This window comes from Nonomuraea montanisoli (genome assembly GCF_013363975.1).
GTDB lineage: Bacteria > Actinomycetota > Actinomycetes > Streptosporangiales > Streptosporangiaceae > Nonomuraea > Nonomuraea montanisoli.
Window position 1 is genome coordinate 52,642 of record NZ_JABWGN010000024.1, and the last position, 16,879, is coordinate 69,520.

At 74.2% G+C, this 16,879-nt stretch carries 14 protein-coding genes; 7 read left to right on the forward strand and 7 right to left on the reverse strand.

Annotated elements, in window-relative coordinates; genetic code table 11:
* The first annotated feature begins 27 nt into the window (after positions 1-27).
* The 3 genes from HTZ77_RS41865 (at position 28) to HTZ77_RS41875 (ending at position 7,859) form a co-directional block, all read left to right on the forward strand.
* Complete coding sequence (locus tag HTZ77_RS41865) at positions 28-675, forward strand: winged helix-turn-helix transcriptional regulator (RefSeq protein ID WP_175595344.1); 648 nt, start codon at positions 28-30, stop codon at positions 673-675.
* Between the two features lie 87 nt (positions 676-762).
* The gene (locus HTZ77_RS41870; protein WP_175595345.1) at positions 763-2,949 is read left to right on the forward strand and encodes a P-loop NTPase fold protein; all 2,187 of its coding nucleotides are present in this window, start codon (positions 763-765) and stop codon (positions 2,947-2,949) included.
* A 50-nt stretch (positions 2,950-2,999) separates the two neighbouring features.
* Positions 3,000-7,859, forward strand: a complete 4,860-nt coding sequence (locus HTZ77_RS41875) for a DUF4132 domain-containing protein (RefSeq protein WP_175595346.1) — start codon at positions 3,000-3,002, stop codon at positions 7,857-7,859.
* 4 nt (positions 7,860-7,863) lie between these two features.
* On the opposite strand, the gene HTZ77_RS41880 is transcribed toward HTZ77_RS41875, so the two are convergent.
* Together HTZ77_RS41880 and HTZ77_RS41885 are read right to left on the reverse strand one after the other, a co-directional pair.
* Complete coding sequence (locus tag HTZ77_RS41880; protein ID WP_175595347.1) at positions 7,864-9,588, reverse strand: SpoIIE family protein phosphatase; 1,725 nt, start codon at positions 9,586-9,588, stop codon at positions 7,864-7,866.
* Between the two features lie 177 nt (positions 9,589-9,765).
* Positions 9,766-10,128 (reverse strand): hypothetical protein, encoded by a 363-nt coding sequence (locus HTZ77_RS41885; protein ID WP_175595348.1) that lies wholly within the window; start codon positions 10,126-10,128, stop codon positions 9,766-9,768.
* Positions 10,129-10,341: 213 nt separating this feature from the next.
* Between HTZ77_RS41885 and HTZ77_RS41890 the strand changes: the two genes are divergently transcribed.
* The gene (locus HTZ77_RS41890; protein WP_235995975.1) at positions 10,342-10,749 is read left to right on the forward strand and encodes a PadR family transcriptional regulator; all 408 of its coding nucleotides are present in this window, start codon (positions 10,342-10,344) and stop codon (positions 10,747-10,749) included.
* On the forward strand, positions 10,746-11,717 hold the full coding sequence (locus HTZ77_RS41895; RefSeq protein ID WP_175595349.1) for a hypothetical protein: 972 nt from the start codon (positions 10,746-10,748) through the stop codon (positions 11,715-11,717). The genes HTZ77_RS41890 and HTZ77_RS41895 overlap by 4 nt, the downstream gene beginning before the upstream one ends.
* Before the next feature lie 52 nt (positions 11,718-11,769).
* Here the strand turns inward: HTZ77_RS41895 and HTZ77_RS41900 are convergent, their stop codons facing one another.
* On the reverse strand, positions 11,770-12,366 hold the full coding sequence (locus tag HTZ77_RS41900) for a TetR/AcrR family transcriptional regulator (protein WP_175595350.1): 597 nt from the start codon (positions 12,364-12,366) through the stop codon (positions 11,770-11,772).
* Positions 12,367-12,451: 85 nt separating this feature from the next.
* Between HTZ77_RS41900 and HTZ77_RS41905 the strand changes: the two genes are divergently transcribed.
* Positions 12,452-12,871, forward strand: a complete 420-nt coding sequence (locus tag HTZ77_RS41905; protein WP_175595351.1) for a VOC family protein — start codon at positions 12,452-12,454, stop codon at positions 12,869-12,871.
* 42 nt (positions 12,872-12,913) lie between these two features.
* On the opposite strand, the gene bla is transcribed toward HTZ77_RS41905, so the two are convergent.
* The 4 genes from bla to HTZ77_RS41925 all read right to left on the reverse strand — a co-directional run bounded on the left by bla (position 12,914) and on the right by HTZ77_RS41925 (position 15,500).
* Positions 12,914-13,894 carry a class A beta-lactamase gene (gene bla / locus HTZ77_RS41910; protein WP_175595352.1) on the reverse strand — a complete coding sequence of 327 codons (981 nt, stop codon included), beginning with the start codon at positions 13,892-13,894 and terminating at the stop codon, positions 12,914-12,916.
* 151 nt (positions 13,895-14,045) lie between these two features.
* Positions 14,046-14,861 carry an alpha/beta fold hydrolase gene (locus tag HTZ77_RS41915; protein WP_175595353.1) on the reverse strand — a complete coding sequence of 272 codons (816 nt, stop codon included), beginning with the start codon at positions 14,859-14,861 and terminating at the stop codon, positions 14,046-14,048.
* 43 nt (positions 14,862-14,904) lie between these two features.
* Complete coding sequence (locus HTZ77_RS41920) at positions 14,905-15,198, reverse strand: YciI family protein (RefSeq protein WP_175595354.1); 294 nt, start codon at positions 15,196-15,198, stop codon at positions 14,905-14,907.
* An 89-nt stretch (positions 15,199-15,287) separates the two neighbouring features.
* The gene (locus HTZ77_RS41925; protein WP_175595355.1) at positions 15,288-15,500 is read right to left on the reverse strand and encodes a hypothetical protein; all 213 of its coding nucleotides are present in this window, start codon (positions 15,498-15,500) and stop codon (positions 15,288-15,290) included.
* 214 nt (positions 15,501-15,714) lie between these two features.
* On the opposite strand from HTZ77_RS41925, the gene HTZ77_RS41930 reads away from it, so the two are divergent.
* Positions 15,715-16,875 carry a glycerophosphodiester phosphodiesterase gene (locus HTZ77_RS41930; protein ID WP_328809083.1) on the forward strand — a complete coding sequence of 387 codons (1,161 nt, stop codon included), beginning with the start codon at positions 15,715-15,717 and terminating at the stop codon, positions 16,873-16,875.
* The last annotated feature ends 4 nt before the right edge of the window (positions 16,876-16,879 follow it).

Sequence of the window (16,879 nt, forward strand, 5' to 3'; positions counted from 1 at the left end):
ACTGCAGCTTGCGTTAGGATGCGCATCATGGCGCACCGTGAGTACGGGCAGTTCTGCGGCCTGGCCCGCGCGATGGAGATGGTCGGCGAGCGGTGGAGCATGCTGATCGTCCGCAACCTGCTCGCCGGGCCCCGGCGCTTCACCGACCTGCGCACCGGCCTGCCCGGCATCCCGACCAACATCCTGTCGGCCCGCCTCAAGCAGCTCGAGGAGGCCGGACTGGCCACCCGGCGCGCGCTGCCGCACCCCGAGCGCGCGGTGGTCTACGAGCTCACCGGCTACGGGCGCGACCTCGAACCGGCGCTGATCGCGCTGGGCCGCTGGGGCGCGCGGACGCTCGACGAACCCCGCCCCGGCGAGGTCGTCACCGCCGAGTCCGTCGCCATGTCCTTCCGCACCGCCTTCCGCCCGGAGCGGGCGCGGGGGATCACCGTCGGGTACGAGGTCCGCATGGGCGACTTCACGCTCCACCTCCAGGTCACCGACGGCGCGCTGACGGGCGGCCTCGGCCCGCACCCCGCCCCCGACCTCGTCGTCGAACGGCTGGCCGGCCAACCGATCCGCGAGCTGATGAGCGGCGTCAAGAGCCCCGGGGAGGTGCTCGCCGAGGGCGGCCTGCGGGTGGAGGGGGATCCCGCGCTCCTCGACGGGTTCGCCGCGATGTTCCGCTTCTGATCCCGGACGGGAGTCCGGCTGACGCGCGGCGATCTCCGTGCGACGATGTGCCTCCAGCCGTCCCCCGTCCGCACAGAGCGGAGGCCGATGAGCGACGTCCACGGCGAGGTCTACGCGAGGCTCCTCACCCGTGCCCTGCGCGATCCCGAGATCGTCTCCGCGCTGGCCGAGCCCGGCGCCCCCTCCGCCGACGAGCTGCGGCGGACCGCCGGCGACCATCGCGCGTTCGTCCTCGCCCAGGCCAGGACGGCGGAGGAGGAGTGGCGGCGGGCCCAGGCCGATGTGCGGGCCACGCGCCGGCGGCGGCGCCTGAAGCGGCTCTTGGCGTGGGCGGTGTGGATCGTCGCCGTCGTGCTCATCCTGGCGTCGATCATGGCGAGTACCTGGGCCGGCAGGCTGCAGGAGGCGTACGGGCAGCACCACGTCGTCACGGTCGCCGAGGTGCTGGAGTACGCCCTGTACGCCCTGATCGGGATGGCGGTCGTCGTCGCGGGACTCGCCTGCATCGTCTGGTTCGGGTACGTGGTGGTGGCGGAGAAGCCTTCCGGCGGCCCGCCGGACGAGGACCGCCGGCTGATGGTGACGGCCGCGACGACGGCGGTGCTGGTGCTCCTGCTTTCCGCGATCTCGCTGGGCGAGGGCGCCAGCGACGTCGCCTGGCAGCTCACCACCGGCCGCGTCCCCGAGTTCGAGGACCACTACGCCTGGGAATGGCTGATCATCCTCGGCGCGCTGGCCGTCTACGGGGCGGCCGGCGCCACGGCCCTGGAGGAGCTGAGGCAGCTCGACCTGGACGACGAGGTCACCCGGCTCTCGAACGTCTGGCAGGACGCCCTCCGCGAGAGCCTGCTCGGCTTCCTGCGCGGCGAGATCAGCGGCAAGGTCGCCCGCCCGCACGCCGTCAGCCTCGCCATCGGCGCGGCCCCCGGCCTGAGCAACGTGCGCTCGCCCGACGTCCACGTGCGCACCGCGGCCGAGGCCGCGCTGCTGTCGATCACCGACGCCATGGCCGGCGGCAGCGTGGCGCTGGCCGGCCCGCGCGGGGTGGGCAAGACGGAGCTGCTCAAGGAGCTGTGCAACCCCGCGCGCAAGGAGTGGCTGAGCGTGGAGGTCATGGCGCCCGTCGCCTACGACCGCCGCGAGTTCATGCTCCACCTGCTGGAGGTGCTCTGCCGCCGGGTCAGGGCGACCGGGCTGAAGACGGCCGCGCTGGCCGAGCGGGAGCTGCGGCGGGTGCGCAGCGTGCAGACCCGCTCCAACGAGTCCAACGCCAACCTGGGCTGGGGCGGCTTCGGCGTGTCGATGAAACGCGGCACCAGCCTGGCCCACCAGCCGATGACGTACCCCGAGATCGTGAACGCGCTGCGGACGCTGCTGCGCCGGGTGGCGGCGGAGCTGCACGACGCCCCCGTACGGCGGCGGCTGGTGGTCGGCGTCGACGAGCTCGACCGCATCGCCCCGGCCACCGCGGCGCGCGACTTCCTCAACGAGCTCAAGGCCGTCTTCGACGTCCCGCACTGCCTGTTCGTCCTGTCGGTCTCCGACGAGGCGCTGCGCGAGGCCGATCTGGCCCCGCTCGGCCGCCGCGACGCCTTCGACAGCGCCATCGACGAGGTCGTCCGCGTGGACCCGCTCGACTACGAGACCTCCGTCCGCCTGCTCGACACCCGCGTCGTCGGCCTGCCCGCGCCGTTCTCGGCCCTGTTCTACTGCCTGTCCGGCGGCAGCCCCCGCGACCTGCTGCGCATGGCCCGCGCCGCGATCGCCCGGGTGACGCCCGAACGGCCGTGCCCGCTGTCGGAGGTCACCGCCGCGCTCGTCGAGCGCGAGCTGGAACGGGTCGCCAACAGCGCCGTCCCCGGCGGCCACGGGGAGGAGCTGCTGCAGCTCTTCCACGCGCCGCTGGTCGCCGCGCACGGCGGCCTCGGCGGCCTGGCGCCCAACATCACCCGCCAGGCCGCCCTCACGCCCGGCGGCGACAAGCTCGGCGCCACGCTCGCCAACCGCGCCCACTACCTCGACACGATCGGCGGCATCTTCACCGACGACCTGCGTGAGGAGGCCGTCACGGCGGCCGCCGACCCGGACTTCCCCGGCTCGTTCGCGGCCCTGGCGCGGGCGCAGCGGGAGATCGGCCGCACCGACGTCCTGGCCCGCTCCAGCCTCCAGCGGATCAGGGCCGCGTGGGGCCTGGCCGCGCTGCCGGAGAGCGGCCAGGCGTCGCCCCCGGAGAGCGGCGGCGTGACCTCCACCCGGCCCGGCCACCGCGGGTGAATCTGCCGTTTCCCGCAGAATGTCGTAGGGATGATCAAGAATGGCGTCCCATGGGATGGATCGGGATCGCGACGGGCCACGAGCTCACCGTCGAGGGGACGCGACGGCCGGTGCTCGCCTGCCGGACGGCCGCGGGCCGCGTGCTGGCCAAGGTGCCCGCCGACGTCAGGAAGGATCCGGCCGCGGTACGGCTCGCCGCCCTCTGCGAGCGGCTCGGCGAGCACGCGCGGGCGGTGCGCGACCGGGTCGAGTCCTGGATGGTGCGGTCGCTGCCCGTCCCGGCGACGGTGTTGGCGGCCGTGTGGGACGACCCGGTGTGGCGCGAGACGCTCACCGACCTGGTCATCGCCCCGATCGTCGACGGCGCGCCCGACCTCGGCCGCTGCGCGCTCCTGCGCGAGGGCGCGTGGACCGGCGCGGACGCCTTCGCGATCCCGCACCCGCTGCTGCTCGGCGACGAGCTGCCCGTCTGGCGGGGACGGTACCTCACGCAGGTGGTCGAGCAGGTGGGCCGCGAGGTGTGGACGCGTCCCGCGAGCATGGACCGCGCGTTCGGCCTGGTCGGCCTCTTCGGATACCTGGACGCCCGGTACGAGAGCGGCGCCGCGTTCGAGCGCCGCGTGCACGAGCTGGGCGGGCGGATCAAGGGGGACAGGGCGCGGTTCACCGTGCACGCGCCCGAGCCGCTCGGCGTCGAGATCGACCTGGACTGGAGCGGGCCGATGAGCCCGGCCTACCTGGCGGGGCTGAGCTTCACCGCGGGTGGCCGGGAGATCGGCGACATCGCCTGGTCCGAGGGCGTCCGCGTCCTCATGGCGCTGTACGCGACCCGCACCGTGGACGAGGCGGAGCCGGAGGTGGAGGCGGCCGAGGCGTACTCCCGCTACTGCGACGCCCACCAGGGCGAGCCCGGCACCGTGGCGCCCTCCGGCATCACCGGCCCGACGCGCGAGGTGCTGCTACGCGCCGAGGCGGTGCTGCCGGGCCCGCCCGCCGGCCCCGGCGAGGACACGTGCGTCGCCGTCCGCTACGAGCACTCCGTCCTGGACGAGCCGGTCGTCGAACTCGTCCGGCGCGCGGCCGTCGACGGCGACAAGGCCGAGAAGTCGCTGTACGACCTGGACCCGGTGGCGGAGACCGGCGTCGGCGCCGTGCACGCGGGCCCGCTCGGCTTCCTCGCCTCCGCCCTGCACCGCCACCCGGCGCACCGCGCCCGCATCCTGGCGGCGCACACCGACCTGCGGGCCGCCCGCGGCCTGGCCCCCCGCAAGCCCGGCCTCGCGCGCACCGCGCTGACGCGTACCGGCGACGACCTGGAGACGCACGCGCCCGAGCTGCTGCCGCCGTTCTTCGAGGAGTGCGCGCGGATCCTGGCCGCCGCGGGCAGCGACCGCTTCGCCGCCGCCTTCTTCGACAAGGCCCGCGCCGCCGAGGACGCGCACGCGCTGCCGGTCGACGAGGCCGCGCTCGTCGCGGCGCACCTCGCCGCGGGCGCGGACGCCGCCGGAACGGCCACGCTCAAGAAGCACGGCGAGCGGCTCGCCGCCCGCCATCCCGCCCCCGGCGCGTACCGCTGGCACCGCGGCCTGCTCACCGCGTGGTGCGAGGAGGTCCCGGACGGCGCGGACGGCGCGCTGGCCCTGGCCGACGGCTGGGCGGCGCTGGCGAAGGCCGCCGGGCACGCGCTCGGCGGGCCCGAGGACGAACGCGCCGTCCGGGCCCTGCTGGACAGCGGCTGCATGGAGTCGGCGCCGCGGGCCCTCTGGACGTTCGTCCTTCCGTTGCTCGGCCCGATGGCACGGGCCGACGCGGGCGTCGGCCGCGCGCTCCTCGGCACCCTGCCGCTGCCCGCCAAGGACAGCCCCAAGGCGAAGAGCGCGGCGGTGTCGCTCCTCCTCGGCAACCTCGCGGACGCGGGCCTGACCGCCCCGTTCACCACGTCCCCCGGGTTGGCGGGGGCGGCGGCGAAGGACTGGCTCGGCCGCTTCCTGAGGCGGTACGCGGGGCTCGCCCTCCCCGTCGCCGGTCTCGGCGACCTCCTGCACGACGCCGGTACGCGGCTGCGCGCGCAGGGCCTCACCTGCGACGACCACGAGGCGGTCCTGGGCGTGGACGAGGACGAGGTCAACCGCTGGGAGGAGACCGCCGCCGACCTGCCGCTCCTCGATCTCCTCCTGGAGCGCGGCGTCCCGCTCGCGCGGCCGCGGCTGCTGCACACGTTCAAGCTGTACGACCGGCTCGCCTCCGGAGCGGGCACCGACCTGGCCGCCGTCGCCGCCGACCCGGACTGGGCTCCGCTGCTGCGCGACGCGATCGTGGGCAACGTGGCCAACCAGCTCAACGTCACCGAGCCCGCCGTCCCGAAGCAGACCGCCCCCGAGACCGTACGGGCCCTGACCGCGACACCGGGAACGGCGCGCATCGTCGCCGCCATCCTGGCCGAGCACGCCGGGCGAGTACCGGATCAAGGGCTCCCGGACGCGCACGCCGCCCTGTGCGACGCCGAACGGTTCACCGTCGCCGGAGTCCCCGGCCCCCTCCTGGACAGCGTCCGGACGATCGCGACCGGGACGGACCCGGCCCGCGCCCTGGCCGCCACGCTGAGCGGCGGCGTCCTCGACGAACTGGAGTTGCCCGCCTTCGTTCCCGGCCACGTCAACACCATCACCGGCTACCTGGAGGAGAGCGGCGCCGACCTGCTCCTGATCGAGTCCGGCCGGCTCTGGGAGCACCAGTTCCGCGCCTCCGTCGTCACACCGGAGGGAGTCGGCCCGTCCCACGGCTTCGGCACCTACGAGGACATCTCCCACCGGTCCCACGAACGGACCGAGGCGCGCGACCTCTCCGACCGCTGCCTGATCGCCGTGAACGGCCGGGTGACCGTCCTGGACCACGACGGTCCGCACTGCCCGCACGGCAGCGCGCACCCCGCCGCCCGCCGCGTCGCGCCGGCCGACGGCGAACGGGTCGCCTTCCCCGGTGGCGCCGAGGCCACCGTGTGGCGCGGCCGGGGCCGGATCATCGAGCTGCGGGACCCGGCCGGGCGGACCATCGGCCGCTACGTCCGCGGCTGGGGCGGCGTGCCCGAGCACAACGGCGCCGAGAACATCGGCACGGTCGAGCGCCACCGCTACGCGTCCGGGACCCGTCTGGTCGCGCCTCCCGGCCGGTGGTCGGCGATGCGGCCGCGCGACCCCGAGGGATCCAGGGCGCTGCGCGCCGTCGACGAGAAGAAGGCGCAGGAGCTGATCGACGTCGCGGACGCCGCGCTCGCCGCCGGCCTCATGCGGGTGCTGGACCCCGACAGCGGGTACGCGGAGAAGTACGCGGCCCGCGACGAGCTGAGGGGACGGCTCCGCCCGCTCCTGCCGGAGATCACCGACGAGTCGCTCCTGAGGGGCGTCACGTTCCTGGTGTGGACGGCCGTCGAATGCCGCGAGCGCGCGTTCGCCCTGCTGGACCGCCTGGCGCTGACCCCGCCGCCCCACCTGCGCCCGGCGCCCGCCTCCGCGGTGCCCGCCGTCCGGTCCGAGAAGTCCGCCGAGCCGGACGATCCGGGGCCTGAGTCCGCGTACGAGAGGATCGTCCACTTCGCCCGCGCCGCCGTCGAGGTGCCGTACGACAAGCAGATCGCGACCTTCGACGCCACCGCCGTCAAGGGCGTCGAGAACACGCTGGGCCGCCTCGGCGCCGCCGTCCTGGAGGCCGCGTGGGGCGAGGGCGGCGGGCGCGCGCGACTCCTGGAACTGGCCGCCGTCCCCGAACTCCTCCGCACCGACGGCACCTGGCACGTCGCCCGGCTGCGCCCGGAGTACGAGCTCGGGCGGATCCACTCGGGCCGCGGCCCCGTCATGGCCGCCGCCGTCGCCGACCACGAGGAGGTGGGGCACGGGTACGCGGTCACGGCGCTCCTCCACACCCCGGACGGCCCCGATCCGCTCCTGTTCACCCGCAACCGCGTCGTCGAGCTGCGGACCTGCCGCGGCTGGGGCGACCCGGACCGGCTCCGGCGGGCGCTCGACCTGATCGCCGAGATCGGCCCGCCGCCCGTGGACCGTGAGGCGACCGCACGGGCGTTCGCCGAGGCCACCGGCCTGTCACCGGCCCAGTGCCTGATCCTGCTGTCGACCTCGGCGCGCACGCTCTCCTGGCCGGACGGCTGGGCGCGGGGCCGCGTCGCCGCCCTGCGCGAGGGCGACGCCGCCCGCGCCCGCGAACTCGGCCTGACCGAGAGCGGACTGCGCGTCGCCGCGCTCTCCCTGGAGGCCCTCACCACCGCCGACGAGGCCGTCGACGTCGTCGAGCTGCTCATGCCCGACGACCCCGCCGACCTCTGGCGTACGGGCCCCGACCTGGACCGGGCGCTCGCGTACTGGACGGAACGCCACCCGAGGCTCACCGCGCTCACCGCCGGGCAGTGGGTCATCCTCGCCTCCGGCGCCGAGGACGCCCTGGAGGCGCTGATCGCCCTGTTCGGCGAGCGCCCGTCCGTACCTCCACCGGGTCACGTCGCCCGCGCGGCGAGGCTGCTGGCCGACCGCCTGCCCAAGGAGCACCCGGCTCGGACGACCGCCGCCGCCCGCCTGCGTGACCTGCACGAACACGTCACCGGCCCGGACACGACCCTGCCCGTCGCCGCCGGGGTCACCTCGGTCACCGCGCTGGAACGAGCCGCCGGGGCGACCGCGGCCCACCTCCCGGAGAGCGGGCTCGCCATCGGCGAAGCCCTCACCCTGGAGCCCGCCGGGGACGGCTACCGCGTCCACCTCCGCCCGTCCCGCTGGCCCGATCTCGACGCGCTGGCCCCGGCCCTGCGCCGCGGCGGCGCCACGGATGTCGCCCCGGTCATGGAGGACCTGCGCTTCCTCCGTTCGTCAGAGCCGCTGGAGGCCGCGGCCCGGCTGGGGTGACGGTTCAGGAGGAGCGCGGGCGGTGGTCCGGGATGCGCACCGTGAGCAGGGCGACGTCGTCGTCGTTGTCGGCGGGGCGGACGCGGTCGATGAGCACGTCGCCCAGCGAGCCGACGGGCCGCTGGGCGAGCGAGGCGGCGTGCCGGCTCAGCCGGGCCATCCCCTCGTCCAGCGACCGGGTGGGCGACTCGATCAGGCCGTCGGTGTAGAGCACCAGCGTGGACAGGGGCGGCAGGTCGACGGCGGCGTCGGCGCGGACGGTGGGGATGCCGGTGCCCAGCAGGAGGCCGTGTCCCTCCTCCAGGAAGCGGGTGCGCCCGTCCCGCTCGACCAGCAGCGGCGGCGGGTGGCCCGCGTTGGTCCAGTGCAGGCGCCATCCGTCGTCGTCGCGCCGCTCCAGCCGGGCCAGGACGGCGGTGGCCATCGTGGTCTCGGCCATGCGGGCCACGGCCAGGTCGAGCCGGTCCACGATGACGCTGGGCGGCTCCTGGCCCGCGCCGGCATAGGCGCGCAGCATGTTGCAGACCTGCGCCATGCCGGCCGCCGCGTCCAGGTCGTGGCCGACCACGTCGCCGATCACCAGGGCCGTGGCGCCGTCGGGCAGGACGAAGGAGTCGTACCAGTCGCCGCCGACCTGCGAGGCGCGGGGCGCGGGCCGGTAGGAGGCGCTCATCTGCAGCCCGGGCACCGACGGGAGCTGGGGGAGCAGGTGACGCTGCATGGTCTCGGCGACCCGCCGTTGCCGCTCGTACAGGCGGGCGTTGTCCAGCGCCAGGCCCGCCCGGCGGGCGATGTCCTCCACCAGCAGCAGGTCGGCGGTGGTGAACGCGGCCGGTTGCCCGGAACGTCCCACCGTCAGGGCCCCGATCACGGCCCGCACGCCGCGGATCGGCGCGATGCACGCCGAGTGCATGCCCGTCTCCCGGAACAGCTCCTGCTGGATGACCGCGATGCCCGAGTCGGGCGGCCCCTGGTAGGTCTCGGGGCTCACGAGCGTGGCGGTGACTCCGCGCAGCGCCCGCGACAGGGGCATCGGCGACTCCTGGGGGACGGGCGGCATCGGCCCCTCCAGGTCGTCCTGGTAGGTCAGGACACCGTCCTCGTGGTGCGCGACGGCGGCGCGCGACACCCCGCCCTCCTCGGTGAGCAGGTCGATCACCGCCCAGTCCCCGAGCAGCGGCAGGACCAGGCGCACGAGCTGGCGCAGCGTCTCCTCGACGTCCAGGCTGGCGGTGAGCGTCGTGGTCGTCTCCGCGAGCAGGGCCAGCCGGTCGAGCTGCGACATCGAGGCCGTGGCGCCGGCCGTCTCGTGCGGCGGCGGCGCGGAGGAGGGCATCTCGTGGAAGAGCACCAGCGCTCCCATGCCTCCCGTGCCGAGCCGGCAGGGGGTCACCATCCAGGCGACGCGCATCAGCCGGCCGTCGCCGCGCTCGAACCACTCGTCCTCGCCCTGGGCGCTGCCGCCGGTGATGAGGGGCTGCCGCATCGTGCAGCGGCTGCGCGGCATGGACTCGCCGTACTTGCCCCGGTGCAGCAGGTCGTGGGCGTCCCGGCCCAGGAGTTCCGCGGCGGGGCGGCCCAGCAGCCGTTCGGCCCGGTCGGTGATCTCCACGATCCGCCCGCGGTCGTCCACCACGTACGCCCCGGCGTCGGCGAGGTCGGGCAGCCGGCGCAGGCGCATGTCCTCCGCCGTCCACGATCGCGCGGCGTCGTCGGCTGGCACGTTCATGAGACGCCGCTCCTTCCTCTGATGCCGTGACCGTCTCGCCACAGGAAGCCTAGAGGAACGCGGCATATGCCCGGCAAGCGTGGTCAGTCAGCAAGAGGTGCGGCCCTGAGCGCCGGGCCGGGCGCGGACATGGGCCGGCCCCGGCCGCTGGGCGGCCGGGGCCGGGTGAGCCGGAGGTCAGTCGGCGCAGATGGCGAAGACGCTGATGCCGACGTCGTTGTAGCCGTCCTGGCGGCCGAGGGCGATCCAGCCGTGGCCGTCATCGGTGGGGAACGACCCGACCAGGATCGCCCGGTTGCCGCGGGCCTCGGCGCCGCCGCCGAGGACCTTCTTGCTGCCGGGGCAGTAGAGCGTGCGGCGCTGGAAGTTGGGGACGTTGGCGTTGGGCAGGGTGACGAGCTGGTAGCCGGGTGGAAGAGCCGATGGGCGGGCGGCCGCCGCGACCGGTGCCGAGGTCTGGCTGGCCATGGCGGACGTCGTCAGGCACGCCCCCGCCGCGAGGACGGTGAGGGGGAGGGCCAGGAACCACTTCGACTGCATCGTTCTCCTTCTGTGCTGTCCTCCGGCGGCCACGGCCCGGACAGCGCGCGGCACGCCGGCGAGATGCGCGCGCTGACAGTGGGGGCTTGATCGCAGAGGGCAAAGGGTCTGACACGTTGAGTATCGATGCTGTCACGTAGCGTGTCCAGACGTTTCCGGGGCGGATCTGTGAAGGATGTTGTTATAGTCAGTTCATCGGTATATAAAGATCGCATGAGTATGAAGTCGATGCAGGAGCCCACGTTCCTGATTCTCACGGCGCTGGCGGCCGAGGCCCAGCACGGCTACGGCATCATGGCCGACGTCCTGCGCATGTCCGGCGAGCGGGTGCGGCTGCGCGCCGGCACCCTGTACGCCGCCCTCGACCGCCTGGAGGGGGAGGGCCTGGTCGAGGCCGACCGGGAGGAGGTCGTCGACGGGCGGGCACGGCGTTACTACCGTCTCACCTCCCACGGCGAGGCCCGGCTGGTCGCCGAGGCGGAGCGCATGCGCGGCAACGCGGACGCCGCCGCCGCCCGGCTGCGCGCCCGGCTGCGGCCGGCGCTCGCGGCGGCGCTGGGAGCCGCGGTCCTCCTCGCCCCCGGAGCGTCCCGGCCGGTCTCCGCCGGGAGGGCCGGGTGAGCCTGGAGAAGCGGTACCGGCGGCTGCTGGCGTGGTACCCGAAGCGGCACCGCGCGACGTACGAGGAGGAGATGGTCGCGGTCCTCCTCGCGGGCTCGGCCCCCGGCCGGCGGTGGCCCGGCGTCCGCGACACGTGCGACCTGCTGCGCGGGGGTCTCGCCGTCTGGTTGCGCCATGCCGGGGGAGCCGAGTCGCGCCGGCACTGGCATGAGGCGTTCGCGATCGCGACCGTGGTCGCCCCGATCGTGCTGCTGGTCGTCGAGACCGGCCCCGCCCTCGCCTACGTCCTGCGGACGCTGATGATCCCGGTATTGGTTCCCGAGCCCGCGCTGCGGACACTCGCCATGGCCCTGCCGTACGGGGTGGTCGCGGTGTCGGCCTGGCTGGGCCGGCGGACGGCGGCGGCCGTCCTGGCGTGGGGCTGGACGGTGCTGTACGCCTGGCTCGTCTCCAGTCCCTTCGGTCCTGTTCCCGCCGTCCGCATGGTCCGGGACGGCGCCCTCCTCGTGGGAGGAGGCGGGACCACGGCGGTGCAGCTGGCGCTGCCGACCGCTCTGCTCGCCATGACGCTGACGCTCGCGCCGTGGTCCCCCCGCCCGGGGGCCGGCCGCACGGGCACCCCGGTCCGCCCGCCCGGTCCGGGCGTGGGACGCCTGGCCGGCTGGTCGGCCGCGGCTCTGGCCGCCGAGGTGGCGAGCGCCTGGACCTTCTCCCCGTGGGCGAGAGCCCTGCCCCTCCTCGTGCCCCTGGCCGCGGTGGCGGTGTCGGCGCGCTCCGCCGTGGGACGCCGGGCGGCGTTCATCCTGCTGCCCTTCATGGGCGTCGCCATGGCGTGGCCTCGCTGGGGCGCGGAGCCGTCCGACCTCGCGGCGCTCGCCGCGCTCTCGGCGGCCGCGGTGGCCGTGCCGGCCGTCGTGGCGCGACTGGCCGGAACGCGCGGAGCCGCCTCAGGGCCCGCGAGCGCGTGAGCGGAGGCGGCCCTTCCCGAGGTCCGCGAAACGCCGAGGCGGGGCCGTCCGGTCAGTCCGGGACGGCGCGCAGCGCCTGGAGCATCCGCGACAGCGCCGCCCACGTGTCGTCGAGGTCGCTCGGGCCGCCGGATCCGGCCAGCCACAGGGCCGCCTCGTTCATGGCTCCGGACAGCAGGTGGGTGAGCGGTTCGACCGGCTGCGGCGCGATCACTCCGCGCTCGGCGAGGGTGGCGAGCGCTTCGGCGAGGTGGCGCGCCGAAGCGGCCTCGTCCATCGCCCGCCATTCGCTCCACCCCAGGACGGCGGGCCCGTCGATGAGCATGATGCGCTGGACGCCGGGGGCGGTGCTGGCGGTCAGGAACGCCCGGCACCCGGTCGTCAGCTGCTCCCACGGATCGTCCTGGGCCGCCGCCGTGCCGGCCACCTCGCGGGCGACCTCCTGCTGCACCTCCCGCAGCACCGCGCGGAAGAGGTCGGCCTTGCTCGCGAAGTGGTGGTACAGGGCGCCCTTGGTGACTCCGGCGGCCCGCACGATCTCGGCCAGGCCGACCGCGCCGTAGCCGTGGGCGGCGAACAGCCGCCGTCCCTCGCGCAGCAGGGTTCGCCTGGTCTGCTCGCGCTGATGGGCCCTGGTCCCCTCGGTCATCGCGCTCCCCTCCACGTTGACATACCGATGGTACGTCAATACGGTACCTTCACATACCGACGGTATGTGAAATGAGGAGGGCAGCATGATCCTGACCAGCTTCTATCCGGTCATCGCCACCGCGCGGGTGGTTGAGTCCCGCGACTTCTACACCCGGCTGTTCGGGTTCGAGATCACCTTCGAGGCCGACTGGTACGTGAGCCTGCGACGGCCGGGGGAGCGGGCGTACGAGCTGGCCCTGCTCGATCACGCCCACCCGACCGTGCCGGAGGGATACCGGCAGCCCGTGCGCGGGCTGCTGCTCAACTTCGAGGTCGAGGACGTCGACGCCGAGTGGGAGCGGCTCGTCCTGCGCGAGGGCCTGCGGCCCGAGCTCGGCCTGCGCAGCGAGGACTTCGGGCAGCGGCACTTCATCGTGGCCGACCCCAACGGCGTCCTGATCGACGTCATCACCCCCATCGCGCCGTCCGGCGCCTACGCGGACCAGTACGTCGCCGCCGGGTGAGACGCGGCCGCGCTCACCGGCCGGTCATCGCCTCCCCGGGCGTCAGAGCCTGCCGAGCCCCCGGGCCAGGACCGTGGCGGTCTGGGCGATGGTCTTCTCGTCGATGGGCAGGCCGGGGGTGCGGTTGGTGTAGACGGCCATGACGATCGGGGCCGCGTCCTTGCTCGGCCAGATGACGGCGATGGCGTTGCCGCCGCCGAACCCGTCGGAGTTGGTGCCGGTCCGGTCGCCGATCGTCCACGTCTTGGGCAGGCCGGCTCGGATGCGGTTGGCGCCGGTCTTGTTGCCCAGCAGCCAGGCCACGAACTGCTTGCGGTCATCGGGGTGCAGGGCGTTCCCGAGCGCGAGCAGCCGCAGGTCGGCGGCGATGGCCGCGGGCGTGGTGGTGTCGCGCCTGTCCTTGGGGGTCCAGTCGTTGAGCGCGGGGTGCCAGCGGTCCATCCGCGAGACCGGGTCCTTCAGCGAGCGGAAGTACCCGGTCAGGCCGGCGGGCCCGCCGATCTGCTTGAGCAGCAGGTTGGAGGCGGTGCCGTCGCTGACGCTGGTGGCCGCCTCGCAGAGCTGGGCGACGGTCAGGCCGTCCTCGACGTGCTTCTCGGTGACCGGCGAGCCGGGTGTCAGCTCGTCGGCGGTCCACTTGACGAGCTTGTCCATCAGGCCGGGCTCGGAGGTGCGGGCCTTGTGCAGCACGGCGGCGCAGAGCGGCGCCTTGAACGTGGACAGCAACGCGAAGCGCTCACTCGCCCGATAGGTGAGGGTCCTGCCCGTGGCCGTGTCCACCGCGTACGCGCCGATGCGGCCCTGGAAGGCCGACTCCAGCGCGCGCAGTTCCTTGCGCACCTGCGCCTCGCCCGGAGCCGTCGTGGCGGCGGCCGGCGCGGCGGTCGCGGCGACGGCCGCGCCGGACGTGCCGCCCGACAGGAGGGAGACCGCCAGGACGGCGGCGGGCAGCGTCGCGGCGGCGCGGCGAAGACGGCGGAAGTCGCGGGGCTCGCGGGGCTCGCGGAGCTCGAGATGTCGCATGTCGGATCCTCTGCTGATGATCGGTCAGAGGTCAGGAGCAAAACAGATGCGATCAGGCGATGTCCAATACCAGTATCGAGCCGCGATCGATATCCGATTCCTTATCATCCCTGGTGGACGACCCTGCCGAGCGCCGCCAGACCGCGGCCGCTCACCGGCCGGCGAGCCAGGCGCGGATCTCGTCCATGAGCGGGACGGGCGCGTCGTGGTGCATCAGGTGGCCGGCGTCCTCGATCAGCGCGAGCTCCGCGCCGGGGATCAGGCTCCGCAGCCGCTGGGCGACCTCGACGGGGATCCAGGCGTCGCGGGTGCCCCAGAGGATCCGCACCGGGATGCGGACGCGCCCGAGGTGGCGCTCGTTCTCCTCCAGGAAGCGCTCGTCGTAGCCGGCGATCTGCCGGTAGAAGGCGGGCTGGCCGTCGTCGCCGGTCCACGGCCGCACGAGGGCGTCGAGGTCGTCGTCGCGCAGGCCGCGATGGCTCGCGCCCTGGATGTACGCGCGCACGATCGCGGCGTGGATGTAGGCCGGCAGCCCGCCCAGGACGTCCGGGTGCTCCTGGACGAACCTGAAGAACGGCGAGCCGCTGGGCGGGATGGCGACGACGTCGACGAGCATGAGCGAGGCGTAGCCGACGCCCAGGCTCAGGTGGGTGCGCAGGGACACGGCGCCGCCGAAGTCGTGGGCGATCACGTGCGGCCGGTCCAGGCCCCAGTGGCCGAGCAGGGCCGCGAAGGCGTCGGCCTGCGCGCCGAAGTCCACCGGGTGCCCGGCGTGTTGGGAGGAGCTGCCGTAGCCGGGCATGTCCCACAGGTGGACGGTGAAGTCGCGGCTCAACGCCTCGGCGAACGGCTGCCAGAGCGCCGACGAGAACGGCGTGCCGTGGCAGAACACCACGGGCGGCCCGGCGCCCGCCCGCCCGCAGGCGATCCGCCTTCCCTCCCATGCGAAACGTTCGGTGAGTTCCATGCTCACCCATGCTAGGGACGGGGGAGCCCCGCGGCCCCGGCGGTCAGAGCTGCTGCCGGTACGCCGACAGCGCGGGGGCGGTCTTGGTGGCGACGAACTCGGTGATCTCGTGGACGGCGACGCCCTCCTTCGCGAACGGGTCCTCGGCCACGATCGCGTCCAGCTCCTCGCGCGACACCCCGGCGGCGAGGGTGACCCCGCCGGTGCGCGGCACTTTGCGGCCCGACGCCAGGAACACGCCCGCCTCGTAGTTGCGGTCCAGCCACTCCACGTGGGCGGACATGAGCGCGTCGATCCGCTCCAGCGGGGAGGTGTAGTGCAGTGAGATCACGAACATGGCCCGAGTCTAGTTTCGCCTGCTCGGCGGCTTCGTCCCGGACCATCCCTCCCGGGGGCCGGGCCATCCCTCCCGGGGGCGCGCGGGGATCACGGGGTGCCGGCGGGGATCGCCCGGCGGTGGGCCCCCGCGGTCACGGCGGGCTCCTCGGACCGGGGCTTGGCCTCGACGTCGGAGCACTTCCCCTGGCAGAAGCCATGGGCGACGATCAGCCGGGCGCGGGCGGCCGTGTAGGCGGTCGGATCCGCGGCGGCGATCACACCCTGGCAGCTCGGGCAGATGAGCGACTGATCGGCTGTCATGAGAACCCCTTCACAAGCCGGCGTGAGCGGTGAACGCAGGCACCTATCCGGGAAGGCGGCTCTCACACCTCCCCGGAGCGTCGATCTCGGCGGGACCGGCTTGTCACCCGAAATTTCGGCATTATTAGGCCAGAGGTGGGTTTCGGTCCTTACCATAATCGCCGCGGTGATCACCGGTGAGAGTCTCCGGTGCGGACACCGCAGGGAGCTTCACGTGCGTAAGATCGCAGCCACCGCCCTGGCCCTCCTCGTCCCCCTCGCCGCGGCCCCCGCCGCCTCGGCGTCGGTCGAGCCCGCGCCCGCGGCCGACCGGTCCACGGTCGTCGTCGTCGGCCACCGCGGCGCGGCGGGCCACCGTCCCGAGCACACGCAGGGCGGGTACGAGCTGGCCGTGGCCATGGGCGCCGACTGGATCGAGCCCGACCTGGTGCCGACCAAGGACCACGTGCTGGTCGTCCGGCACGAGAACGAGATCTCCGGCACCACCGACGTGTCCCTGCGCCCCGAGTTCGCCGCCCGCAGGACCACCAAGGTCGTCGACGGGCGCGACGTGACCGGATGGTTCACCGAGGACTTCACGCTCGCGGAGCTGAAGACGCTGCGGGCGGTCGAGCGGCTGCCCGCGATCCGCCAGCGCAACACCGTCTACAACGGCTCCTACCAGGTGCTCACCTTCCAGGAGGTGCTCGACCTGGCCAAGCGGCTCTCCCACCGGTACGGCCGGCAGGTCGGCGTCTTCCCCGAGACCAAGCACCCCACCTACTTCAGGTCGATCGGGCTGCCGCTGGAGGAGCCGCTGATCGAGACCGTCAAGCGCAACGGGCTCGACCGGCCGAACAGCCCGGTGGTGGTCCAGTCGTTCGAGCCGTCCAGCCTGAAGCGGGTGGCCAAGGAGCTGCGCGTGCCGCTGTGGCAGGCGCTGGGCACCACCGGCCGGCCGTACGACCTGACGGCGGCCGGCGACCCGACGACGTACGCGGACATGATGAAGCCCGAGGGACTGGCGAAGATCGCCACGTACGCCCAGTGGATCGGGCCGGACAAGTCGTCGGCGATCCCGGTCAACCCCGACGGCGGCTCGGGCACCCCGACGACGCTCGTGTCCGACGCGCACAAGGCCGGGCTGAGGATCGGCGTGTACACCTTCCGCAGCGAGAACCAGTACCTGCCCCTGCAGCTGCGCCGCGGCCAGGCGCCGACCGACCACGGTGACGCGCTGGCGGAGTACCGCGCGCACCTGGACCTGGGCGTGGACGCCTTCGTCACCGACTACCCGGACGCCGCCGTCCTGGTCAGGGCCGAGCGCGGCGCGCCGCGCAAGCAGGTGCAGCCGCAGCAGTTCGACAACGGCCTGCCGGAAGAGGGCCAGGAGTAGCCCG